At 61.8% G+C, this 23,027-nt stretch carries 21 protein-coding genes; 18 read left to right on the top strand and 3 right to left on the bottom strand.

Translation table 11 applies throughout. The features are described from left to right. Positions 1 to 39: 39 nt before the first annotated feature. The 6 genes from metG to serA all read left to right on the top strand — a co-directional run bounded on the left by metG (position 40) and on the right by serA (position 6,061). Positions 40 to 1,617: a methionine--tRNA ligase gene (gene metG, locus FB466_RS06890; protein ID WP_141917113.1), complete on the top strand. Its 1,578-nt coding sequence runs from the start codon at positions 40 to 42 to the stop codon at positions 1,615 to 1,617. Beyond that, a complete protein-coding gene (locus FB466_RS06885) occupies positions 1,618 to 2,502 on the top strand; it encodes a TatD family hydrolase (RefSeq protein WP_141917111.1) in 885 nt (294 codons plus the stop codon). Next, positions 2,499 to 3,419: a 16S rRNA (adenine(1518)-N(6)/adenine(1519)-N(6))-dimethyltransferase RsmA gene (gene rsmA, locus FB466_RS06880; protein ID WP_141917110.1), complete on the top strand. Its 921-nt coding sequence runs from the start codon at positions 2,499 to 2,501 to the stop codon at positions 3,417 to 3,419. The genes FB466_RS06885 and rsmA overlap by 4 nt, the downstream gene beginning before the upstream one ends. A gap of 5 nt (positions 3,420 to 3,424) precedes the next feature. Next, positions 3,425 to 4,000 (top strand): hypothetical protein, encoded by a 576-nt coding sequence (locus FB466_RS06875; RefSeq protein WP_141917108.1) that lies wholly within the window; start codon positions 3,425 to 3,427, stop codon positions 3,998 to 4,000. Next, positions 4,000 to 4,356, top strand: a complete 357-nt coding sequence (locus tag FB466_RS06870) for a hypothetical protein (RefSeq protein WP_141917106.1) — start codon at positions 4,000 to 4,002, stop codon at positions 4,354 to 4,356. The genes FB466_RS06875 and FB466_RS06870 overlap by 1 nt, the downstream gene beginning before the upstream one ends. 115 nt (positions 4,357 to 4,471) lie before the next feature. Beyond that, positions 4,472 to 6,061 (top strand): phosphoglycerate dehydrogenase, encoded by a 1,590-nt coding sequence (gene serA, locus FB466_RS06865; protein WP_141917105.1) that lies wholly within the window; start codon positions 4,472 to 4,474, stop codon positions 6,059 to 6,061. Positions 6,062 to 6,122: 61 nt separating this feature from the next. On the opposite strand, the gene FB466_RS06860 is transcribed toward serA, so the two are convergent. Continuing rightward, complete coding sequence (locus FB466_RS06860) at positions 6,123 to 6,608, bottom strand: VapA/VapB family virulence-associated protein (RefSeq protein WP_246054570.1); 486 nt, start codon at positions 6,606 to 6,608, stop codon at positions 6,123 to 6,125. Positions 6,609 to 7,102: 494 nt separating this feature from the next. Between FB466_RS06860 and FB466_RS06855 the strand changes: the two genes are divergently transcribed. Beyond that, the gene (locus FB466_RS06855; protein WP_141917102.1) at positions 7,103 to 9,358 is read left to right on the top strand and encodes a polyribonucleotide nucleotidyltransferase; all 2,256 of its coding nucleotides are present in this window, start codon (positions 7,103 to 7,105) and stop codon (positions 9,356 to 9,358) included. 68 nt (positions 9,359 to 9,426) lie between these two features. Here the strand turns inward: FB466_RS06855 and FB466_RS06850 are convergent, their stop codons facing one another. Continuing rightward, on the bottom strand, positions 9,427 to 10,839 hold the full coding sequence (locus FB466_RS06850) for a pyridoxal phosphate-dependent decarboxylase family protein (RefSeq protein WP_246054569.1): 1,413 nt from the start codon (positions 10,837 to 10,839) through the stop codon (positions 9,427 to 9,429). A 271-nt stretch (positions 10,840 to 11,110) separates the two neighbouring features. Here FB466_RS06850 and FB466_RS06845 point away from each other — a divergent pair, with 271 nt between their 5' ends. The 5 genes from FB466_RS06845 to FB466_RS06825 all read left to right on the top strand — a co-directional run bounded on the left by FB466_RS06845 (position 11,111) and on the right by FB466_RS06825 (position 15,525). Then, complete coding sequence (locus tag FB466_RS06845; protein WP_246054568.1) at positions 11,111 to 12,193, top strand: aldo/keto reductase; 1,083 nt, start codon at positions 11,111 to 11,113, stop codon at positions 12,191 to 12,193. A gap of 92 nt (positions 12,194 to 12,285) precedes the next feature. Continuing rightward, positions 12,286 to 13,680, top strand: coding sequence for a M16 family metallopeptidase (locus tag FB466_RS06840; RefSeq protein ID WP_141917101.1), 1,395 nt, complete (start codon positions 12,286 to 12,288; stop codon positions 13,678 to 13,680). Next, positions 13,677 to 14,276 carry a histidine phosphatase family protein gene (locus FB466_RS06835; protein ID WP_141917100.1) on the top strand — a complete coding sequence of 200 codons (600 nt, stop codon included), beginning with the start codon at positions 13,677 to 13,679 and terminating at the stop codon, positions 14,274 to 14,276. The genes FB466_RS06840 and FB466_RS06835 overlap by 4 nt, the downstream gene beginning before the upstream one ends. A gap of 9 nt (positions 14,277 to 14,285) precedes the next feature. Further along, positions 14,286 to 15,071 carry a 4-hydroxy-tetrahydrodipicolinate reductase gene (dapB, locus tag FB466_RS06830; RefSeq protein WP_141917099.1) on the top strand — a complete coding sequence of 262 codons (786 nt, stop codon included), beginning with the start codon at positions 14,286 to 14,288 and terminating at the stop codon, positions 15,069 to 15,071. Next, entirely contained in the window at positions 15,064 to 15,525 is a 462-nt protein-coding gene (locus tag FB466_RS06825; RefSeq protein WP_141917097.1) for a hypothetical protein, read from the top strand. Before dapB ends, FB466_RS06825 begins: the two co-directional genes overlap by 8 nt. 3 nt (positions 15,526 to 15,528) lie before the next feature. Here the strand turns inward: FB466_RS06825 and FB466_RS06820 are convergent, their stop codons facing one another. Beyond that, positions 15,529 to 16,455 (bottom strand): TIGR01777 family oxidoreductase, encoded by a 927-nt coding sequence (locus FB466_RS06820; RefSeq protein WP_141917095.1) that lies wholly within the window; start codon positions 16,453 to 16,455, stop codon positions 15,529 to 15,531. A 119-nt stretch (positions 16,456 to 16,574) separates the two neighbouring features. Between FB466_RS06820 and thyX the strand changes: the two genes are divergently transcribed. Genes thyX through FB466_RS06790 form a run of 6 tightly spaced genes read left to right on the top strand, consistent with a single transcriptional unit; the run spans position 16,575 to position 22,965 of the window. Continuing rightward, the gene (gene thyX, locus FB466_RS06815; protein ID WP_246054606.1) at positions 16,575 to 17,276 is read left to right on the top strand and encodes an FAD-dependent thymidylate synthase; all 702 of its coding nucleotides are present in this window, start codon (positions 16,575 to 16,577) and stop codon (positions 17,274 to 17,276) included. Between the two features lie 43 nt (positions 17,277 to 17,319). Then, positions 17,320 to 18,426, top strand: a complete 1,107-nt coding sequence (locus FB466_RS06810; RefSeq protein ID WP_141917092.1) for a hypothetical protein — start codon at positions 17,320 to 17,322, stop codon at positions 18,424 to 18,426. 54 nt (positions 18,427 to 18,480) lie between these two features. Further along, a complete protein-coding gene (locus tag FB466_RS06805) occupies positions 18,481 to 19,299 on the top strand; it encodes an SDR family NAD(P)-dependent oxidoreductase (protein ID WP_141917090.1) in 819 nt (272 codons plus the stop codon). A gap of 5 nt (positions 19,300 to 19,304) precedes the next feature. Beyond that, complete coding sequence (gene dapA, locus FB466_RS06800; RefSeq protein ID WP_141917088.1) at positions 19,305 to 20,282, top strand: 4-hydroxy-tetrahydrodipicolinate synthase; 978 nt, start codon at positions 19,305 to 19,307, stop codon at positions 20,280 to 20,282. Positions 20,283 to 20,296: 14 nt separating this feature from the next. Then, positions 20,297 to 21,973: a ribonuclease J gene (locus FB466_RS06795; protein WP_141917086.1), complete on the top strand. Its 1,677-nt coding sequence runs from the start codon at positions 20,297 to 20,299 to the stop codon at positions 21,971 to 21,973. Positions 21,974 to 22,029: 56 nt separating this feature from the next. Next, positions 22,030 to 22,965 carry a lipid II:glycine glycyltransferase FemX gene (locus FB466_RS06790; protein WP_141917085.1) on the top strand — a complete coding sequence of 312 codons (936 nt, stop codon included), beginning with the start codon at positions 22,030 to 22,032 and terminating at the stop codon, positions 22,963 to 22,965. The last annotated feature ends 62 nt before the right edge of the window (positions 22,966 to 23,027 follow it).

Below are 23,027 nucleotides of genomic sequence, written 5' to 3'. Positions count from 1 at the left end.
CTGCGTCACGAAGGGCGTGCAGGCCTTAGGATAGACAGCATGTCCAGCGGTTCGTCGTTCTTTATAACCACGCCCATTTTCTACGTCAACGACGTACCTCACATCGGCCATGCGTACACGGAGGTCGCGGCCGATGTGTTGGCTCGCTGGCACCGGCAGTCGGGTGATGACACCTGGCTGCTCACCGGTACCGATGAGCACGGCCAGAAGATTCTACGTACGGCAACCGCAAACGGCGTGACGCCTCAGGAGTGGTCCGACAAGCTGGTGCGAGAGGCCTGGTTGCCGCTGCTGGAAACGATTGACGTGGCCAATGACGACTTCATTCGCACGACCGAAGAGCGGCACGAGAAGAATGTGCAGAAGTTCCTGCAAAAGCTCTACGACGCCGGCCACATTTACGCGGGTGAGTTTGAAGCCCTCTACTGTGTGGGCTGTGAGGAGTTTAAACCCGAGAGCGAGATTGTGACGGGCACGGGCGAGTTGGTAGGCGTGAAGGTTTGTGCTATTCACTCCAAGCCTCTCGAATTGCTCCAGGAGAAGAACTATTTCTTCCGCATGAGCGATTTTCAGGAGCGCCTGCTCACACTCTACGAGACCCGCCCCGACTTTGTTCAGCCTCCAAGCGCCCGCAACGAGGTCATCGCGTTTGTGCAGCAGGGTTTGAAAGACCTGTCAATCTCTCGGTCGAGCTTCGACTGGGGCATCCCGATTCCGTGGGACAATACCCACGTCACGTACGTGTGGTTCGACGCGCTGCTCAACTACGTGACGGCCGTGGGTTACGGCGAGAACGAGGAGGAGTTTCACCGTCGCTGGCCGGCCAACCATATTGTGGGCAAGGATATCCTGCGGTTCCACGCCGTCATCTGGCCCGCCATGCTGATGGCGGCAGAGATCGAGGTGCCCCGGCACGTTTTTGGTCACGGCTGGCTGCTCGTGGGCGGCGAGAAGATGTCCAAGTCTAAGCTGACCGGTATCGCGCCCAGCGAGATCACAGACACTTTTGGGTCGGATGCGTTCCGCTACTATTTCATGCGTGCCGTGAGCTTCGGGCAGGACGGCTCGTTCAGCTGGGAAGACCTTAACGCCCGCTATCACGCGGAGCTGGCCAACGGCTTCGGTAACCTTGCCAGCCGGGTGCTCGCTATGAACTCTCGCTACTATGACGGCACGACGCCGAAACCGGGTGAGATCACGGATGCCGAACGGGAGATTCACGCTGTCGTTGCGGCCGCCGCCACAGAGGCTGATGCCTCGGTTGAGGCCTTTCATGTACACGAGGCGCTCGCGCACATTTGGACCATTGTGGATGCCCTCAACGGTTACATTACCGATCAGGAGCCGTGGGTACTCGCCAAAAACGATGATACCCGCGAGCGCCTTGGCACTGTGCTGTACACGGCCACCGAAGGGCTGCGTGCGCTGGCCGTCTTGTTGTCGCCGGTCATCCCGCTCGCGACCGAGAAGCTGTGGGCGGCGCTTAATGCTGAGCCGGTGCTCGGCAGCCTGGCTAGCCAGAATCTGCGCGCGGCCGGGGTGTGGGGGCAGCTGCCCCCGGGGACGCCGGTCAGTGTGCTTGAGGCGTTGTTCCCCCGGATTGAAAGCGCGGAGTAGATGACGGTGGGCAAACCGATTCGTTCCCGAGAGAAGACCGCGGGGCGCGATCTGAACTATCCACCGCTGCCCGAGCCGCTGCGTGTGCCCGTCTACGATAACCATACCCACCTGGAAATCGAGGATGGCGAGACCGGTCTGGACGTCCGCGAGCAGCTTGACCGCGCCGCACGCGTTGGCGTGCGCGGTGTGGTCCAGGTGGGGACCGATCTCGCTACGAGTCGCTGGTCGGCGGCTCTCGCTGCGAGCGACCCCCGGGTGCTCGCAGCGGTGGCGCTGCACCCGAACGAGGCCCCGCGCCTGGCGGAGCGGGGTGTTCTTGACGAGCATATTAGCGGCATTGATGAGTTGGCTGCCCAGCCCCGTGTGCGTGCTGTGGGGGAGACCGGCCTCGATTACTTCCGTACCGGGGAGGAGGGGCGTGGCAGTCAGCTCTACTCGTTTGAGCAACACATTGAGATCGCTCAACGCCACGGCCTTGCCCTCCAGATTCATGACCGCGATGCCCACGAGGATGTTGTCGCTACCCTTCTCCGAGTGGGTGCACCAGAACGCACCGTGTTCCACTGTTACTCGGGTGATGAGCATCTGGCTGCGATCTGCGCCGAGCACGGCTGGTACCTTTCGTTTGCCGGTACCGTCACCTTTAAGACGGCGGCTCACCTTCGGGCGTCGTTACGGGTTGTTCCGCGCTCGCTCGTGCTGGTCGAAACGGATGCTCCGTTTCTCACCCCCATGCCTCACCGGGGGCGACCCAACTCGGCCTACCTCATTCCCCACACCGTGCGGCAGATGGCGCTCGTGTTGGATGCCGACCTCGATACCCTCTGCGAGCAGATTGCCCATACCACCGAGCAGGTTTACGGGCGCTGGGATAACGAATGACCGGTCACGTGGGTGATAATAACGCACTCGGTGACCACGCCGAGTCCTCCTCGGTGCGGCTGCTCGGCCCGGCCGAGATTCGAGATCTCGCGGGTTTGCTCAACATTGTGCCCACCAAGAAGCTGGGCCAAAACTTTGTGATTGATCCCAATACCGTGCGTCGTATCGTGCGCGTCGCGGGCGTGCAGCCGGGAGAAACGGTTGTCGAGGTGGGCCCTGGTTTGGGTTCGCTCACTCTCGGACTGTTGGAGGCGGGTGCCGATGTGGTGGCCGTGGAGATTGACGGCCGGTTGGCTGCGCAACTGCCCGAAACGGCCCATCTCCTGGCTCCGGATGCTCGACTTACGGTTATCCACGCCGATGCGCTCCGCGTCACAGAGTTGCCCGATTCGCCCGCGCGACTCGTTGCCAACCTGCCCTATAACGTGTCTGTGCCGGTGCTTTTGCATTTTATGGAGCACTTTCCTACGCTGCGTGCCGGTGTCGTAATGGTGCAGGCTGAGGTGGGCTATCGTCTCGCGGCCGGTCCCGGTTCGAAAGTGTACGGCGCGCCGAGCGTGAAGGCTGAGTGGTATGGCACGTGGCGCACGAGCGGTCAGGTGAGCCGTCAGATTTTCTGGCCCGTGCCCAACGTCGATTCGGTGCTGGTGGGTTTTGATCGCCGCGAGGTGGCCCTGGGTACTGAGGAGGAGCGCCTCGCGACGTTTGCGCTTGTGGATGCCGGGTTCCAGCAGCGTCGGAAAATGCTGCGCCAATCGCTCCAACCGGTGTTGGGCGACACCGTCGCGGCCACCGCAATCATTGCGGCGGCTGGCGTCGATCCACAGACGCGCAGCGAGCAGCTGACGGTTCACGATTTTCTCACGATTGCCCGCGTTTTCACCGGAGTGGGTATTCCTCGCAGCGAGCTACCCTAGGAAACATGGTGCACAACAACCCACCCGATTCCGGCGAGGCAGATGCCTCGCCCACCGTTTCCAGCCGATCCGGCTGGCACATCGTCAGCGTCAGTGAGGCGGCGGCTTCGACCGCCACCGGTGCTGACGTGACCGTCGATGAGCACGAAGGTCACGAGGGCTGGCAGGATGCCGACGCCGTGGTGGAGGGTCCTGCTGTCTTCGACGGACACCCCGCCGCCGAAGACCAGGCGTCTGTCGAGCCCACGACCGGTGCTGATGTCGCACCGCGCCGCGTGAGCGACACTGTGTTGGTGTTGCTGGGTGTTCTTGGCGGCGTCTACCTGCTCTACAGTCTTGGCTGGATCGTGTCGGCTCGTCGCTTTTCCGACTTCTACGCCACCAGTTCCTCGGGTGGGGTGTTGGGCGACCTGATGATGCAGGTCACGATCTGGCTCACGATTGCGGCCCCCGCAGCCTGGTTTGCGTCGGTGTGTGCCCTCACCCGCTCCTCGCGCGCCTGGGTCCGACTCGTCTGGCTCGTCGTGGGTGCTGTGATTCTGGTTCCCCTCCCGTTCCTCTTCCCCCAGATGGTGATGTGATGACCGACGTAACCACTCTCCCCGTGCGCACCAGGCCGACTTATGGTGTCGGTTCGATCGCGGTGGCGGGCCTCTTCGCTCTGGTTTACGCCTACGACGTGTGGGCGGCGTGGGGTAATTTGATCGGTATTTCTAACGTTGCCAGTTCGCTCGGCGGTGAGGTGGTGTGGTGGGGCTGGGTCATCCTGGTGGCCAGTGCTGCGTTGCCCGTGGTCGTTTTCCTTCTCGCGCTGTGGCTGGGCCGTCGGCGCGCGTTGGCGGTTCGTGCGCTGGTATTCTGTGCCGGGCTTGCCGTCATCTCGGTGACCACCCTCGACATCCTTAACCGTTTCCAGCTGGGAGCGTTCTTCACGTAACCCCCGGTCGGACGGCCCTCACCTGGCGCGGATGCTCGGGTGGCCGGTATAGGATGAAACGGACCTGCCCGGTCGTGGCAGGCGACTCCACCCCGCCATCTCGGAGGATACCCTCGTGTCAAAGCCGGTCGTGCTGATCGCTGAAGAATTATCGCCCGCCACCGTTGAGGCCCTCGGCCCCGACTTCCAGGTTGTCAACGTTGACGGAACGGATCGCCCTGCGCTTCTGGCCGCCGTTGCCACCGCGGATGCCATCCTGGTTCGATCTGCTACGCAGGTAGACGCCGAGGTATTACAGGCGGCATCTGCGCTGAAGGTTATTGCCCGAGCGGGTGTTGGCCTCGATAATGTCGATATTAAGGCGGCGACCTCCGCCGGTGTCATGGTGGTGAACGCCCCCACGTCAAACATCATCAGTGCAGCCGAACTCACGGTGGGTCACATCCTGAGCCTGGCCCGTCATCTCCCACAGGCGCATGAGGCCCTCTCGAACGGCCTGTGGAAGCGCTCCGCCTACACCGGAACGGAACTATACGAGAAGACGATCGGCATTGTGGGTCTGGGCCGTATTGGCGCTCTCGTGGCCGAGCGGGTCAAGGGCTTTGGCGTTACCATCGTGGCCTACGATCCCTACGTGACGAGTGCCCGCGCCCAGCAACTGGGTGTGCAGTTGGTGAGCCTGGAGGAGCTGCTCGCTCAGGCCGATTTCCTCACCATTCACATGCCGAAGACGCCCGAGACAACCGGGATGATCGGTGCCGAACAGCTGGCCCAGATGAAGCCAACGGCCTACGTGGTTAACGTGGCCCGCGGCGGTCTGATCGACGAGCAGGCGCTCTATGAGGCGCTTGCGGCGAAGACTATTGCTGGAGCAGGTCTTGACGTATTCGTTCAGGAGCCGCCGAAGGATCTGCCCTTGCTCGCCCTGTCCAACGTGATCGTGACACCGCATCTGGGCGCATCGACCGATGAGGCGCAGGAGAAGGCTGGCGTGTCGGTGGCTAAATCTGTTCGCCTAGCTTTGGCCGGCGAGTTGGTGCCGGATGCCGTGAACGTCGCCGGCGGCGTGATTGACCCGTACGTTCGTCCGGGTCTTCCCCTCACGGAGAAACTCGGACAGGTCTTCTCCGCTCTGGCGCACAGTTCGCTCACGAGCATAGACATTGAGGTGCATGGCGAGCTTGCCAACTACGACGTCAAGGTGCTGCGCCTCGCGGCCCTCAAGGGCATCTTCACGAACGTCGTGAGCGACTCGGTGTCATACGTTAACGCCCCGCTCATTGCGGAGCAGCGCGGTGTTGAGGTGCGGATGTTTAGCGACGGTGAGACGGAGGACTACCGTAACGTGGTCACTATTCGAGGCGCACTCAGCGACGGATCACAGATTTCCGTTTCGGGGACTTTGACCGGGACTAAGCAGGTGGAGAAAATCGTGGAGATTAACGGCTACGACGTAGAACTGCCGTTTGCCGAACACATGATCGTCTTCACCTACCGGGACCGCCCCGGGATCGTGGCAACCTACGGGCGGCTGCTGGGGGAGGCCGGTATCAATATCGCCGGTATGCAGGTTGCTCGTGACGTTGAGGCGGGCCGTGCGCTGAGCGTACTGAGTATCGATTCGCCGGCTCCCGAGTCATTGCTGAGCGAGTTGCGTAGCGAGATTTCCGCCGATACTCTGCGCGAGATCGACATCGTTGACTAAGCCGTGACAACACTGAGGGGCTGGGCACGTAAGTGTCCAGCCCCTCAATGTTGTGAGCGGTCTACGCCCAGCTTCCTGTTCCTCCGCCGATACCGACAACTGTCGAGAGGGAGCCAGCCTGCAGGTGACCGAGAAGGTGTGAGTCCGCATCAAAGAAGTTCACGTTTGTATATGCTGCCGCCGCGTTCACTTGAAAGCTGACCGTATCCGCGTAGAGCCGGGCGAGGTCATCGGTGTATAAGGTGCCGATAACGGCCCCGGCGCCGGGGGTAAACAACCCTCCTCCGTTACCCACGAAAGACTTTTTGCTGCCGTCTTTTGCATCTACCTGAACGCGGGTGTAAACCAGCCCGCCGACGATGGATCCGGCTGCAGGGATGGAGGCCTCTTTTGTTGGGTGATCGGACGCCGGGGCAGCGGGCGCGCTCTGCCCAGTGGTATCTGGGATCGGTTCTGCGGCCTGTGCGGGTGTTGTGGCCAGTGCGCATCCCAGTGCCAGGCTGAGGCCTGCCACCCCGGCGAGTAGGCGATTTGTGCGAATTTTCATAGTTTTCTCCATTTTTTATGCTGGTGAATTCCTGCCGCCGAGAGACGCCAGGGGTATTGAGAAATTAAACTTCGCCTTGGCTAACTTTAATTTTCGCATGATCTAAACAGTATGGGTTGCGGGTGAGGGTGGGGCTCTTTGGGGGCAACTCACAGTGTTCTGCCCGCCCGCATTCGGGTTGTAAGCGATGGACCGCAAGCGGTTGTGGCGAGCTGGCGGCGAATCCGCGCGAAAATCATGAGGGGCTATCGGAAATCTCCCCGATTTTCCGCGGAATGGGTGATGGCTCTGTTAGAATCGGGGAGTTGCCCACTCGGGCAATGCGCAATTGTGCGCTAAAAGATGAGTGTGCAAGCAGGGCGCTGGTCTTCGGTGGTGAATTCCCATTACATGTGACATGGTGATTTTCTACTGTTGATCAGCAGCGATCCTTGGAATGCCACAGGTGGTGTTTCGCGCTGCATGCGTGCTCCTCATGTAAGGAGAAAGACCTCTTGGAAGGTCCAGAAATTAAATTTGCCGAAACCGTTCTTGATAACGGTAAGTTCGGAACCCGTACCATTCGTTTTGAGACCGGTCGTCTCGCTCAGCAGGCCCAGGGAGCAGTAGCTGCCTACCTCGACGAGGAAACCATGTTGCTGTCCGCCACAAGCGCAGGCAAACACCCCAAGGACAACTTCGACTTCTTCCCGTTGACGGTGGATGTTGAAGAGCGCTCCTATGCCGCCGGAAAGATCCCCGGATCCTTCTTCCGCCGCGAGGGCCGCCCCTCGACCGAGGCCATCCTGGTATGTCGCCTGATTGACCGTCCGCTGCGTCCGTCATTTGTGGCGGGTCTGCGCAACGAGGTCCAGATCGTGATCACCGTCCTCAGCATTGCCCCCGGCGAGTTCTATGATGCTTTGGCCATTAACGCGGCGTCAGCATCCACCCAGATCTCGGGCCTGCCCTTCTCTGGCCCTATCGCCGGTGTCCGTCTGGCTCTTATCGGTGATCAGTGGGTTGCTTTCCCCACCGTATCTCAGCTAGAAGAGGCCGTTTTTGACCTCATTGTGGCTGGCCGCGTTGTGAAGAATGCCGATGGCAGCGACGATGTTGCCATCATGATGGTCGAGGCCGAAGCCACCGAGCACAGCTGGAACCTGATCAAGGGCGGTGCCACCAAGCCCAACGAGGAAATCGTTGCCCAGGGCCTGGAAGCCTCGAAGCCCTTCATCAAGCAGCTGGTTGAGGCTCAGGCAGCACTAGCCGCCCAGTCGGCTAAGGAAATTGCTGAGTACCCGGTCTTCTTGCCCTACACGGAGGAGACCTACACCGCCGTTGCCGAGCTGGCTGAGGCCGAACTGGTCAATATCTACCAGATTGCCGACAAAATCGAGCGCCAGAATGCTGATGACGCGCTCAAGGCGCGCGTTGTCACGGCCATCACGGTCAAGATCGACGCGGGTGAGTTGCCTGTTGAGGCGACCACGCAGGTCAGCGCGGCCTACAAGTCCGTGACCAAGAAGGTCGTCCGCGGCCGCATCCTTACCGAGGGTGTCCGTATGGATGGGCGCGGTCTCAGTGACATCCGGGCGCTGGATGCCGAGGTTCAGGTTATTCCCCGCGTGCACGGTTCCGCGATCTTCCAGCGCGGCGAGACTCAGATCCTGGGTGTCACCACGCTGAACATGCTCAAGATGGAGCAGCAGATTGACTCTTTGTCGCCCGTCAAGAGCAAGCGCTACCTGCATCACTACAACTTCCCGCCCTACTCCACCGGTGAGACCGGTCGGGTCGGCAGCCCGAAGCGTCGCGAGATTGGCCACGGATTCCTGGCTGAGCGCGCACTCGTTCCCGTGCTGCCCAGCCGAGACGAGTTCCCCTATGCCATCCGTCAGGTGTCCGAGGCGCTCAGTTCCAACGGCTCCACCTCGATGGGTTCCGTCTGCGCCTCGACATTGTCGCTGCTCAACGCTGGTGTGCCACTGCGTGCGCCCGTCGCGGGTATCGCGATGGGCCTCGTGAGCGACACGGTGAACGGTGAGACGCGTTACGCGGCGCTTACCGACATCCTGGGTGCCGAGGATGCTCTCGGCGATATGGACTTTAAGGTAGCCGGTACCAGCGAGTTCATCACCGCGATCCAGCTCGACACCAAGCTGGACGGCATCCCCGCCTCGGTCCTGGCCAGCGCGCTGACGCAGGCAAAGGAAGCCCGTACCACCATCCTTGACGTCCTTACCCAGGCGATCGACACGCCCGACGAGATGGCTCCGACCGCTCCTCGCGTGATCACCGTTAACATCCCCGTGGACAAGATCGGTGAGTTGATTGGCCCGAAGGGCAAGACAATCAATGCTATTCAGGATGAGACCGGTGCCGACATCTCAATCGACGACGACGGCACCGTGTACATCGGTGCGGTTGACGGCCCCTCGGCCGAGGCAGCCCGTGTGCAGGTCAACGCCATTGCTAACCCGCAGAACCCCGAGGTGGGTGAGCAGTACTTGGGTACCGTGGTGAAGAACGCCGCGTTCGGTGCTTTCATCTCGCTGCTTCCCGGTAAAGACGGCCTGCTGCACATCTCTGAGGTGCGTAAGCTCGCCGGAGGCAAGCGGGTGGAAAACGTGGACGACGTATTGTCAATCGGCCAGAAGGTTCTTGTTGAGATCACCAAGGTGGATGATCGCGGCAAGCTGTCGCTTGCACCCGTCCTTGACGATGCCGCAGCCGAGGGCGAAGCCCCCGCAGAGGCACCCGTCGAGTAATTTCGCCGATCAGACAGGAGGGCCCTCGCTTCGGCGGGGGCCCTCCTGCGTTGTTGACGAGAACGAGGCTAGCGCAGCGTATCCAGGATCGGTACCAGCACATCAAGCGTGCTGCGTGGGTTTACAATCGCAAAGCGCAGGATCGGCTTGCCGTGGTGTGAGCTTGGCGTGACAAAGCCCGTGCCCGCTGTCAGCAGCCGAGCCGACCAATCGCGATAATCCGCCGCCTCCCATCCGAGACGGCTGAAGGCGACAATCGATAACGTGGGGTCGCACACCAGCTCCAGGTGCTCAGTTTCACGGATGATCTTGGCCACAGCCCGTGCTGTCATCACGGTCGATTCGATTGCCAATCGGTAACGTTCTGTCCCGTAGCTGGCGAGCGAGAACCATAGCGGGAGACCCCGGGCGCGCCGGGTCAGCTGGATGGCGTAATCCGACGGATTCCACACGGTCTCCTCCTCAAGTGTGTCGAGGTACTCGGCGTGCTGGCTGTGCGTGCGATACGCCACGCGTGGGTCTCGATAGACGAGCGCACACGCATCGAAGGGAGTGAAGAGCCATTTATGTGGGTCCACGATAAACGAGTCTGCATACTCGGCACCGGCGAAGAGTGGCGCGAGTTCCGGCACCAGAATCGCGGCGAGCCCGTATGCCCCGTCAACGTGAAACCAAATGTCCCGCTCCCGGCACAGCTCACCAATGCCAGCCAGGTCGTCAATAATGCCCAAGTTGGTGGTGCCGGCCGTAGCGACCACCGCACACACGCTCGCTCCACCGTCCGGTTGGGCGTCGAGCGCGGATCGTAGGATGTCGCCGGTGAGTCGTCCAGAGGGGTCTGGATCGAGGGGGAGGAGGTCAACATCCATCACCCGGGCCGCAGAGCGGAGCGAGGAGTGCGCCTCCCTGCTGCATGCGATGGCCCACCGGTCGGGCACGGGGGTCCCGTTGCGTGCGGCAGTGCTCTGTGCGTTGAAGCGTGCGGCCACAAGCGCCGAGAGGTTACCGATTGTGCCACCCTGCACAAACACCCCGCCGGCCCCTGCTGGCAGGCCCACCTGGGCTGCCAACCAGCGGAGCACCTCGTTCTCGGCGTGCACGGCTCCGGCACCTTCCAGCCACGATCCACCGTAAACGCTGCACGCGGCAACCGCCAGGTCAAACATTGTCGCGGCCTCGGTCGCGGCGGTGGGAATGAAGGAAAGATATCCGGGGTGGTCGGTCGAGATACAGGCGGGGGCCAGGATCTCCTCGAAGATACGCAGCGCTTCCGGTCCGCCCAGACCTGTTGGTGTGATGGTGCGAGGCACCCGCGCGGCGAGCTCGGCCGGGGTTGCGGGGAAGTCGAGCGGCTGGTCGTTGGCCATGCGGTCACGGGCATAATCGAGAACGGCCCCAAGAAGCGCGCGATTGTGGGGCGTCTGGATGTGCATCTCGGTGCTGGGAGTTGTGGCTCCGGTGTCCGGAAAGAAGTGACTCATGTCCGCTATCCTGGCACGCGGATGACCGCTTGACCACGATCAATCTGTCCAGGCATCACCCGCGGTACGGGGTGGCCGCTGGCCTGATCACGCCATTGATTTATCAGTGTTTAAGTATTTTTCTGGGCAGATATCCATGCACCGTGGATATTTGTTCGGACTTCTGCATAAATAAAGCTCAAATTGATAACAGTTCGTTTGTTCCCTCGACGTTTGTAGACAGGTCACGTAGGGTACGAGGAATAGTGTTTAGCGAATGTTGTGGGGGAGCATGATGTGGGGAATTCCAGGAACGAAGTCACCGGCGGGTGGCCGTCATGTTGCCACGGTGGAACGGTTGCACAGCCCACGTGGTGCGGCTGAGCCCACACCCGCTGAGGAATCCGTTGCCGGACCCTGTTTTACCGAACCGATTACGCTTGCCCGCGCCGGTGTGCAGCGGCCCATTGGTCGCAGCGACCTCAGGGTGTACCCGGTCGCCCTCGGGACGAGCGTTTTTGGATGGACCGTTGACCGCCCCACGAGCATGAGCATCATGGATCGTTTCTTCCTGCTGGGCGGCAACTTTATCGATACGGCCGACAACTATGCCGCAGGCCAGAGTGAAATGATGATCGGTAACTGGATGCGTACCCGCGGTAATCGTGACCGTATTATCCTGGCGACAAAAGTGGGCCAGAGTCATGACAACCCCGGGCTTACCCGCCGCGGCATTCTCGCCGCTGTTGAAGCCTCGCTGGAGCGGCTGCAGACCGACTATATCGATTTGTTGTATTTTCATTATGACGACCAGCGCGTTCCCCTGGAGGACAGCCTCGCTGCCGTTCACGAACTGATTGAGAGCGGTAAGGTGCGCTACCTCGGTGCGTCAAACTACTCCGGTCAGCGCCTCATGGAGGCTCGCCTGCTTGCGGCGACTGGCCTGCCCTCCTTTGAATCGGCGCAGGAGCACTACAACCTCATGCATCGTAAGGAGTATGAGACGGATGCCGCTCTTGCGGCTGACACCCAGCAACTCGGCGTTGTGCCGCACTTTGCGCTCGCCCACGGTTTTTTGGGTGGTGGGTATCGGTCCAAGAATGACGGCATTGGCAGCGCCCGCCGAGCCCGCGCGGGGGAGCACATCAACCGTCGGGGGATGAGGGTGTTGAGTGTGCTCGACCGGGTTGCGGCCGAGCACGGTGTCGATAACGCGGCGATCGCGCTCGCCTGGCTGCAATCGAAACGTCACGTGGCAGCTCCCGTTGTGAGCGCGGACACGCTGGGGCATGTTGACTCGATGATCGCCAGTGCCGACCTGGTTCTCACCCACGCCCAGTTGCGCGACCTGGATCGGGTATCCGCAGTGCGCTAACCTGCTGAGGTAAAGTATCCGATCAGGGGTTTCTCTCTGAGCGAACCTGGATCTCTGCCCGCTTTCAGCGAGGGTGCCCTAGGCTGAATCAGGTGACCAGCGCCGTTGATTTACCCCTCGATCTGTCTGCCCTCAGCTTTTCTGTCGGGGGTGAGACGCTGGTTCAGCGAACCGTCCACTCGAGCGGGGTCCGGATCCTCACGGAGTCCATGCCGGGGGTTCGCAGCGCCACCCTGGGCTTCTGGGTGCCGGTGGGCTCACGTGACGAGCAGGCTCACCACGCGGCCGCGGCAGGAAGTCTCGGCTCTACTCACTTTCTCGAACACTTGCTTTTTAAGGGCACACACTCCCGCAGCGCCCTCGATATCGCGATCAGTTTTGATGCGGTGGGCGGTGAACACAACGCTATGACGGCTAAGGAATTCACCTGCTACTACGCTAAGGTGCGTGACAGCGACCTCTCGATGGCCACGGGCGTGATTGCCGATATGGTGACTGGCTCTGTGATCGACTCCGCTGAGTTCGACACCGAGCGCACGGTCATCCTGGAGGAACTGGCAATGGCTGAGGATGATCCGGCCGATGTTGCGAGTGAGCGATTGTGCGGGGCGGTCCTGGGCGATCATCCGCTCGGCCGACCCATTGGGGGCGACTCCTCGACAATCACGGGTGCCACACGGGAGGGCGTTTGGCAGCACTATCGTGAGCAGTATCAGCCGTCGAACCTCGTCGTCGCTGCGGCGGGGGCTGTTGACCACGACACTCTGGTATCTGAGGTTGTGGAGGCGCTTGAGCACGCCTCCAGGCACTGGCCTGAGTGGTCGATGTCGCGGGTGGCGACTCCTGCCGCTCGACGCGACCAGACTCCAGCGGCGATCACGCGCGGTGCAGACTACATTGAGGTGGAGCGGCCAGGTGGCCAGATCAACCTCATGCTGGGAGTGCCCGGGTTGATTGCGGGAGATCCGCTCCGCTTTGCCATGAGTATCCTCAACATCGTTGTCGGCGGCGGGATGTCGAGTCGCCTCTTTCAGGAAATCCGCGAGAAGCGTGGCCTGGCCTACTCCACCTACTCGTTTGCCTCCGCGTACTCCGATGCGGGCCTTTTCGGCCTGTATGCCGGATGCTCGCCCGAGAAGGCTGGTGTCGTCGCCACGGTTCTCCGCGATGAGTTTTCCCGTCTGGCTCAGGACGGTATCACCGATGATGAACTGCGCCGAGCCCTCGGCCAATTGGCCGGTTCGTCGGCTCTTGCGCTGGAGGACTCTGAGACCAGGATGGGCCGCCTCGCTCGCAGCGACCTGGGAACGGGCGTCTTTTACGACCTCGATCACACCCTGGAGTGTGTAGCCGCTGTGACCTCTGCCGAGGTGCAGAGTTTGGCTCAGGAGCTCGCCTCTCGCCCCCTCTCGGCCGTTGTTGTGGGTGATCTCAACGCCTCCTCGGCGGGGAGAAATGTTCGCCGTGCCCTGGAGGATGCCCTGTGACCCGCACGCTGTACCTCGTCCGCCATGGGGAACAGGTGGACGCTGAACACGGCATCCCCGATGGCACCCTCTCCGAACGCGGTGAACTCCAGGCCAGGGCCATTGCCGAGCGATTTGCCGGGCTAACGTTTGACGCCGCATGGCATTCGCCGCTCAAACGCGCCGAGGAGACCGTGCGTGTGATGGCCCAAACTTTGCCGTTACTTGACTCGCAACCGTCAAGTCTGTTGCTCGACTGTGTGCCCACCGGACGGGTCGAGGGGATGCCTGAGGTGTACGCTCCCTTTTTTGGCTCATACACGGCGGACGAGACTGAGGCCGGACGTGCCCAGATGGCCGACGCTACCGCTGAGTTTCTGGGGGGCAAAATCGACACGCATGAGTTGCTCGTCACCCACAACTTTGTCATCGCGTGGTTTGTTCGCGAGGCGATGGATGCGCCCGAATGGCGTTGGCTGGGAATCAATCAGGCGAACTGCGGTCTCACGATCATCCAGCAGCGTCCGGGCCGCCCCTGGACCCTGCTGGTACACAACGATCTCTCGCATCTGCCCGTCGATCTGCGCACGGGGCTACCCGAGTCACTGCCGGGGTAGCCTAGACCAATGACTACACGAGTTGCTGTTGCCGGTGCCTCCGGGCGAATGGGTCTGCTGGCCCAGAGCATCCTGAACGATCTTCCCGGGTACGAACTGTACGCCGCCCTCGGCTCATCGAGCGCGCGGGAGGAGATGCTCGGGGCCGATATCCTCATCGATGTCACCACGCCCGCTGTGTCACCAGGCCTCGTTGAGTTTGCGATAGCCCGTGGTATCCGTGTGCTCGTGGGGACCAGCGGGTGGTCGGCCGAGCGTCTGGCCGCTCTTGAATCCCAGGTGGCGGCGCGGCCGGAGGCTGGCGTGATCGTCATCCCCAACTTCTCAATCGGTTCCGTCGTGGGTACGGCGCTCGCAGCAATTGCGGGGCAGTATTTCGACTCGATTGAGATCGTCGAGGCACACCACGCGGGTAAAATTGACTCCCCGTCGGGCACGGCTGTGCGCACGGCCGAGATGATTACGGCGGCTCGCGGTGATCGTGGCCCCGTCGAGGCGTCGTACACGGACCAGCTTGCGCGGGGCCAGCAGGTGGCGAGCATTCCGGTGCACAGCCTACGGCTCGCGGGAGTTCTGGCCAAACAGGAGGTTATCCTGGGCGGTCAGGGCGAGGTTCTCACCATCACCCACGACACGATTTCGCCGACAGCCTACGACGCAGGGATGCGTGCTGCGCTGCACGCCACCCGTACCGCTTCTGGCCTCACGGTGGGCCTCGATCGGGTGCTGGGCCTGAGCGTTGGTCCGCAGCCGAGCGCCCCCGAGCGCCGTGTGGCTGGTGCAACCGATGAATAGGACGCTCCTGGGGGTTGGCGTCATGCTGGTGCTCCTGCTGCTCTATATTTTTTCGGCGGGCCAGCGGGCGATTGTGCTCATCTCATCGGAGTCACCCGTCGCGGTCACGATGGGGTGGGCGTTGGCCGTCCTTCCGCTCATCGCGCTCTGGGCACTGTTCCGTGAGCTTGCCTTTGGCCGTCGGTCGTCGCGGCTGTACGCGCGGTTGGCGGGGGAGGGCGGGTTACCGGGCGCGGATCTCCCGGTTACCCCGAGCGGCCACATCGAGCGGGCTGCCGCGGATGCCGCTTTTCCCGAGTACCGGGCGGAGGCCGAGGCGCAGCCTGAGCGCTGGCAATCCTGGTTTCGTCTCGGTCTTATGTACGATGCGTGCGGTGATCGTCGGCGCGCGCGCCACTCCATCCGCCAGGCGATCGCGCTGGATCGGGCCTCGATTACCCACACCGCAGGCTAGTCCTCAACGAGTCGCGTAGAGTCCCGATATGAGTGTGGTCATGCTCGGGTCGTGGAAGGTATAACCGGATTCGAGGAGGCGTCTGGCCTGCACATGCTGATCCGAGAGCAGCAGTTCACGGGCCGCATCGCCGAGCAGTCCGACGAGCGCAAAACGCGGAGCTGGTAGCCAGTAGGGCCGGTGCACAGCCGTGGCTACGGCGCGCACGATTTGCGCGGCGGTGACCTGTTCCGGTCCAACGAGGTTGACGGGCCCCGAGACATCCGCCCGGAGCAGGTGGAGCTGTGCACCCACGTGATCGCGCAGACTGATCCAGGGCCAGTGCTGTGTGCCGGGGCCAAGCGGTCCGGCGAGCCCGAATCGGGCGATGCGCTCCAGCAGGGGTAGCACACCGCCGGTGCGGGAAAGCACGATGCCGGTTCGCAGCGTCACAACGCGTACCCCGGGCGGGGCGGCCTGGGCTGCAGCCTCCCACTCGGCGCAGACATCGGCGAGAAATCCCGTGCCGCGGGCGGGGGAGGTCATCAGCTTTTCACCGGGTCGGTGGCCGTAATATCCAACTGCTGACGCGTTGAGGAGCGTGGCGGGAGGGGTATCCATTCGTCCCATCGTCTGCACCAGGGTGCCGGTGGCATCGAGCCTGGATTGACGGATCTCCTTCTTGTAGCGCCCCGTCCAGGGCAGCTTGTTGAGGGGTGCCCCCGAAAGGTTGACGACGGCATCGACGCCGCGCAGTGCCGCCGTGTCGAGCAGACCGGCAACCGGGTCCCAACGGAACTCCGAGGTGTTGTGTGCGGCGCGGCGCACGAGAGTGCGTACCCGGTACCCCTCGGACTGTGCTCGGACCGCCAGCGCGCGGCCAATCAGCCCCGAGGAACCCGAGATGAGGAGGGTACGCGGGGTGGTGCCGTTCAACGCTGATTCAGACATACGCACAGACTACGCGGCCGTATGTGTGCTGCCAATAGTCGCCGCGGCGTGTGCGGTGTCTGTCGGGCGGGCAAGCCACTATCGTGGACTTCGTGGCTGACATTCAATTCCGTTCCGATATGACCGTTGAACTTGTTCGTTCAAGTGCTCATGACTCCGACGTTCTTTTTGCCGCCCGGGTGTCCACCCAGGGAGAGAAAACCCTCGACCAGGCCCAATCTGGCGAGGAAGCCAGCGAGAAGCGTGACCGGGGACTCATTAATTACCTGATGCGGGATCGGCACGGATCACCGTTTGAGCACAACTCGATGACCTTCTACGTGCAAGCCCCGATCTTTGTCTTCCGCGAGTTCATGCGGCACCGGATGGCCTCCTACAACGAGGAATCAGGTCGTTATCGCGAACTCAACCCCGTTTTCTACGTGCCCAACGCCGAGCGCAACCTGCTCCAAGTGGGGAAGCCGGGAGCGTATGAGTTTCGCCCCGGAACCCCCGAGCAGATCGACCTGGTTGACCAGACCACGCGTGAGGCGAGCACTCACGCTTATGCGGCCTACCAGACCATGCTCGAAGCGGGGGTCGCGCGGGAGGTTGCCCGCATCGTGCTCCCGCTCAACACATACTCGTCGATGTATGTGACGGTCAACTCACGTTCACTGATGAACTTTCTGAGCCTGCGTACCACGCGCGAGGGCACCCACTTTCCGAGTTTTCCCCAGCGGGAGATCGAGATGTGTGCCGAGAAGATGGAAACGTTCTGGGCCGACCTGATGCCGCTTACGTACGAGGCTTTTAACCTGAACGGCCGGGTAGCTCCGTAGCTACGGTGCACCCCACGTGCCTCACCGAGGTAGGGTAATCCTCGTGAGTACCACTCCTCCCGTATACACTCCACGCAACTTTTCGGCACTGGGATATGCGCCCTCAACGGCCGAGCGCCAGGCCTTCCGGCAGTATCTATTGCAGCGGTACGGTTATCGTCTACCTCTGGGCTCAGGTCTCTTGGTGGGCATCATCCTGGGTCTGCTGTTTCTGTGGCCCATCGCCCTTGGTGGTCTCCTCCTGAGCATAGGGGGTGTAGGAAATCTTATTGCCGGGAACCTGATCGGTGCCGTCTACACGGTGGTCGGCCTCGGTATGGTGGCATTTGGGGTGGGGATGACCTGGTGCGTGATCTGGGCCTCACGTCGCAGTGTCAGCACCAGCCTGCTCACCACTATGCGGCTCTTCTCCTTTGCCAGGGATAATAGATTCCAGTTCACTCCCCGCACCGAGAATCCCCTGTATCCCGGGATGATTTTTAATCTCGGTCACGGCCGTGCGTCGTGTGACCGGGTGCACAGCCTCCCCGGTCAGCGGTTTTTCGACATTGGCAGGATGACCTACCGCACGAGCAACGGGAAGAGTGATGTCACCCATACGTGGGGCTATTTAGCCTTTCAGCTCGACCGAAGGCTGCCCCATATTGTGCTGGACTCACTCAGCAATAATCCGCTCTGGTCTAACCTGCCCGACGCGTTCAACCGCGACCAGCGGCTCTCCCTGGAGGGTGACTTTGACCGCTACTTTACGCTTTACTGCCCCCGCGAGTATGAGCGAGATGCCCTGTACATCCTCACCCCCGATGTGATGGCGCTTCTCATCGATCATGCCGCCCCATTTGACGTTGAAATCGTGGATGACCTCGTTTTTGTCTATTCCGCGGCACCTTTCGACCACAATGGCATGAACGCGTTTGTGCGTATGTGGCAGGTGCTCGACACGGTGGGAGCCAAAACTCTTCGTCAGACGCATCGTTACGCTGACGAGCGGGTGCCTGATCGTTCGCTCAACGTGGTCGCCCCTCCCGGACGGCGGCTCAGACGCTCGTATCTGCCTGCGCTCATCGTTGGCGGAATCGTGCTTCTCGTCTCGGTACTCACCACAATCATCCCGGTTGTTATTGGTCTTATCGTCGCCCTCACCTCCTAGATATCCGGTTGCGTCCGGTTCCGCACCGCTCCGATCTCGACTAGGTTGAGGCGCATGACCCAGACAGCTTTCATCACCGGAGCAACCTCGGGAATCGGTGCGGAGTGCGCCCGGCAGCTCGCGGCGACGGGGTGGGATCTTGTCCTGCTCGCTCGGGACGGCGAGCGTCTGGCGCGGGTGGCCGACCGCTTGGCGGGGCGATACGGAGTGACCGTGAGTATCCTGAGCGCCGACCTCACCACCGAGGCAGGTCTCGCAGCGGCCTGTGGGCGCCTCTCCGATGAGGTGGCACCCATCGAGCTTCTCGTTAATAGCGCGGGCTTTGGCCTTGCCGGACGCTTTCACCGCAACCGCGTCGCCGATGAAGAGCAGATGCTTGATCTCCTGGTTCGCGCCCCTCTTCGGCTGACCCATGCCGCGATGCGGGGGATGCTTTCCCGTGGCTCCGGTCGTATCGTCAACGTGGCCTCCGTGGCTGGCTTTGTTCCTCGCGGCACCTACAGCGCGGCGAAGGCGTGGCTGATCACTTTTTGCCGTTCACTCAACGCTGTTTATGGGCCGCGCGGCGTGCATGTGACGGCGCTCTGCCCGGGTTTTGTACGCACCGAGTTTCACGAGCGGATGGGTGACGAGATGGCGGGCATCCCCCGGTGGATGTGGCTCACCACCGAGCCCGTTGTGCGGCGGGGGCTGCGTGATAGCGCACGCGGGCGCTCGATCTCGGTTCCCACGGTCCGATACCGAGCAATTGTGGCCCTGACGCGCGTGCTCCCCTCGGCCCTCCTGGCGGAGCGGGGGCGGGGTTCGAGGATGGGTGAGGCTCGCCCAGTTTCTCGACACGGAGCAAACTCGGCGTGTGACGCGCTAACCTAGAGGGCGTGGCTACTGTAGAGAATCCCTTTGGACAGGTCCTGGTGGCGTTGGTCACCCCCTTCACCTCCGATGGAGAGGTTGATTGGCCTGCGGTTGAGCGGCACATGGATGACGTTATCAACGCTGGTGCCGACGGTATCGTTGTCGCCGGTACCACCGGTGAGACCTCCACCCTCACCGACCCTGAGAAGCTCAGGCTCGTTGAGGTGGGTAAGCGCGTGGCGGATGGCCGCGCGAAGATCATCACGGGGGGCGGCTCTAACGAGACCGCGCATGCGATTGAACTTTACCGGGCCAGCGAGAAGGCTGGTGCAGACGGCGTGATGATCGTCACTCCGTACTATAACAAGCCTACCCAGGCAGGCATTCTCACCCACTTTCGGATGATTGCGGATGCGACAGATCTGCCGGTCATCCTGTATGATATCCCGGGTCGCACGGGTGTGCCGATCGAATATGAGACCATTCTGCGCCTCTCAAAGCACCCCAATATTCTCGCGGTAAAGGACGCCAAGGGCGATTTCAGTGAGGTGAGTCGTGTGCTCAACCAGACCGATCTCATGTATTTTTCGGGTGATGACGCCAACGTGCTGCCGCACCTCTCGATTGGGGCCAGCGGCCTCATTGGTGTTTCAGCCAACGTCACGGCCACTCCCTACCGCCAGATGGTTGATGCGGTCAACCGCGGAGATCTGGCGTCGGCGACCGATGCACACAAGAAGCTGGAGCCTCTAGTCCGGGCGTCGATGACCCACGTTCCGGGGACGATCGCTGTCAAGTACATCCTGCACGGCCTGGGTCGCATCGGTAGCCCGCGTGTACGTCTGCCCCTCGTTGGGCCGGAGGAGTGGGAAGCCGCACAGATCGAGGATGACCTCGCTCTGGTACGCGATCTGCCCGGCCTCGACCTCAGTAATTTCCGACCGGACCGCAATGCGGCTGCCGGCGGAGCCCTACCCAAGATTGCGGGAACGACCCGCTAGAAACAGGAGGACGTGTGCCAAGCAACGTCTACGAACCGTCCGCGCTCGAACCGGGAACGCTGCGGGTAACGCCCGTCGGTGGCCTCGGTGAGGTCGGCCGGAATATGACCGTTTTTGAAATGAACGGCAAGCTTCTCATCGTCGATTGCGGCGTGCTCTTCCCCGAGGAGCACCAGCCGGGCGTTGACCTCATTCTGCCCGACTTCTCGATCGTGCGTGACCGTCTCGACGATGTGGTCGCCGTTGTGCTCACACACGGCCACGAGGACCACATCGGCGCGGTGCCCTATCTGCTGAAGTTGCGTTCGGATATCCCACTCGTGGGATCAACGCTTACGCTCGCACTGATTGAGGCCAAGCTCAAAGAGCATCGCATTAAGCCGTACACCCTCACGGTGCGTGAGGGTGATATTGAAGAGATGGGACCATTCAGCCTGGAGTTTGTGGCCGTCAACCACTCCATCCCGGATGCGTTGGCCGTGGCGATTCGCACGGAGGCCGGCCTGGTCCTCGCTACGGGTGACTTCAAAATGGATCAACTGCCACTTGACGGTCGTCTCACTGATCTGCGTGCTTTTGCTCGTCTCGGCGAGGAAGGCATTGATCTCTTCTTGGTTGACTCAACCAATGCCGAGGTTCCCGGCTTTACACCGTTGGAGCGTGATATCGGACCCGTACTGGAATCCGTTATTGCCAAGGCTCCGCGTCGCGTAATTATTGCCAGCTTCTCCAGCCACATCCACCGTGTTCAACAGGTTCTGGATGCCGCCCATGCCCACGGCCGCCGCGTCGCCCTACTGGGTCGCTCGATGGTGCGCAACATGGGGATCGCCGCCGATCTCGGCTACCTCAAAGTACCCGATAACGTACTCATTGACTACCGCAAGACCGATAACGTGCCGGAGGACAAGATTGTCTTCATGAGCACGGGGTCACAGGGCGAGCCGATGGCTGTGCTGAGTCGTATGGCTAACATGGAGCACAAGATTGAGGTGGGGGAGGGCGACACCGTTATTCTCGCCTCCAGCCTCATCCCCGGTAACGAGAACGCGGTCTACCGCGTCATCGACCGACTCACCAAACTGGGTGCCAACGTTGTGCATAAGGGCAACGCAAAGGTACACGTTTCCGGTCACGCAGCTGCGGGTGAGTTGCTCTACTGTTACAACATCCTCAAGCCCAGGAATGTGCTTCCTGTGCACGGGGAGTATCGCCACCTGGCGGCGAACGCCAAGCTGGCAATCGAGACGGGCGTGCCCGAGCAGAACGTGATTCTTGCGGATGACGGCACCGTGATCGACCTCAAGGGTGGCGTTGCGCGTGTCGTGGGTCAATATGATCTCGGCTATGTGTATGTTGACGGGTCAAGTGTGGGCGAGATCACCGAGGCCGATCTGAAAGATCGCCGAATTCTTGGTGAAGAGGGTTTTATCTCGGTGATTGTTGTCATCGAGTCGGCCACCGGTCGTGTAATCGTTGGTCCGGAGATCCACGCAAAGGGTGTTGCCGAGGGCGATCACGTTTTTGATGAGGTCAAGCCCAAGGTTATTGCGGCGCTGTCCGAGGCTGTTGGTAATGGCGTGCGCGACCAGCACGCCCTGCAACAGGTCATGCGCCGCACGATCGGCCGCTGGGTTGCCCAGCGTCTGCGTCGCCGCGCCATGATCGTTCCCGTGGTCATCGAGGCCTAATCTCCCCGCAACGGGTTCCGTTGCCTATCCGCGCCGTGCGTGCGTACGAAGGTGTCATGACACATATTCTGCAGACCCCCGCCTGGGGGCGGTTTCAGTCGAGCCTCGGGCGCGAGGTGGTGGCGGATGCTGGCGACGGCTGGCGTTACCAGGCGATCCTGGAGAAGGGCCGCATGAACTCGCGACTGTATGCGCCGTATGGCCCCGAGTTGGAGTCCTCCGCTGCGTTGCCCGCCGCCCTCGGCTCGATGGTGGCCCAGGCCAAGCGTCTGGGGGCCGCGTTTGTTCGTGTGGAGCCGACGGGTCTCACCGCGGGGAGTGAACCGAGGGATGCCGCGACCACGCGCATCCTAGAGGCCGCCGGGTTGAGACCGACTTCCGCTGTGCAGCCAGAGCAGACATGGCGGGTAGATCTCACCCGCAGTGAGGACGAGATCCTTGGGGATATGTCAAAAACCGGACGCAATCTGTACCGCAACTACGCAAAGAAGGGCTTGTCCGTTCGGTCAAGTGACAACCCAGATGATGTTGAGGTCCTCCTCACTTTGCTCGCGGGTGTAGCCGCACAGACCGGTATGAAAGCGCACAGTGATGAATATTTCCGGGCGCAGGCCCGCGCCCTACTGCCGGAGGGTCGTGGGCGGTTGTACTTTGTCGATGTCGAGGGGGATCCGGTCGCGGCATCCCTCGTCTACGATGACGAGGAGCGCCGTTATTATGCTCATGCCGCCGCCGACTACGAGCACCGTCGCCTGCACCCGGGGAATATCCTCGTCACCCAGATGATGCTGGATGCGCGGGCAGAGGGAAAGCGCGAGTTTGACTTCTACGGGGTTGCTCCCGCTGGCGATCCAGAGCACCCCTGGGCTGGCTTCAGCACGTTCAAGCGTTCTTTTGGTGGCTACGATCATCACTTCGTGGGTGCGTGGGAGCTACCCGTACGTCGCGGTGGCTACGCCGTGTACTCGATGCTGCGTCGTGTTCTCGACTAGGGAAATTGTGCCGTGCAGCCGGGCCTGCTATTCTCCCTCGGTTATGCACACGCCGCCCCGCT

Origin of the sequence: Klugiella xanthotipulae, assembly GCF_006716695.1 — a bacterium.
Taxonomy (GTDB): Bacteria; Actinomycetota; Actinomycetes; order Actinomycetales; family Microbacteriaceae; genus Klugiella; species Klugiella xanthotipulae.
This window is presented reverse-complemented; position numbering and strand designations above follow the sequence as displayed.

Coding starts and splice junctions, on each gene's coding strand:
- metG (WP_141917113.1), top strand. CDS start 40: ATGTCCAGCGGTTCGTCGTTCTTTATAACCACGCCCATTTTCTACGTC.
- FB466_RS06885 (WP_141917111.1), top strand. CDS start 1,618: ATGACGGTGGGCAAACCGATTCGTTCCCGAGAGAAGACCGCGGGGCGC.
- rsmA (WP_141917110.1), top strand. CDS start 2,499: ATGACCGGTCACGTGGGTGATAATAACGCACTCGGTGACCACGCCGAG.
- FB466_RS06875 (WP_141917108.1), top strand. CDS start 3,425: ATGGTGCACAACAACCCACCCGATTCCGGCGAGGCAGATGCCTCGCCC.
- FB466_RS06870 (WP_141917106.1), top strand. CDS start 4,000: ATGACCGACGTAACCACTCTCCCCGTGCGCACCAGGCCGACTTATGGT.
- FB466_RS06860 (WP_246054570.1), bottom strand. CDS start 6,608: ATGAAAATTCGCACAAATCGCCTACTCGCCGGGGTGGCAGGCCTCAGC.
- FB466_RS06850 (WP_246054569.1), bottom strand. CDS start 10,839: ATGAGTCACTTCTTTCCGGACACCGGAGCCACAACTCCCAGCACCGAG.
- FB466_RS06845 (WP_246054568.1), top strand. CDS start 11,111: ATGATGTGGGGAATTCCAGGAACGAAGTCACCGGCGGGTGGCCGTCAT.
- dapB (WP_141917099.1), top strand. CDS start 14,286: ATGACTACACGAGTTGCTGTTGCCGGTGCCTCCGGGCGAATGGGTCTG.
- FB466_RS06825 (WP_141917097.1), top strand. CDS start 15,064: ATGAATAGGACGCTCCTGGGGGTTGGCGTCATGCTGGTGCTCCTGCTG.
- FB466_RS06820 (WP_141917095.1), bottom strand. CDS start 16,455: ATGTCTGAATCAGCGTTGAACGGCACCACCCCGCGTACCCTCCTCATC.
- thyX (WP_246054606.1), top strand. CDS start 16,575: ATGACCGTTGAACTTGTTCGTTCAAGTGCTCATGACTCCGACGTTCTT.
- FB466_RS06805 (WP_141917090.1), top strand. CDS start 18,481: ATGACCCAGACAGCTTTCATCACCGGAGCAACCTCGGGAATCGGTGCG.
- FB466_RS06790 (WP_141917085.1), top strand. CDS start 22,030: ATGACACATATTCTGCAGACCCCCGCCTGGGGGCGGTTTCAGTCGAGC.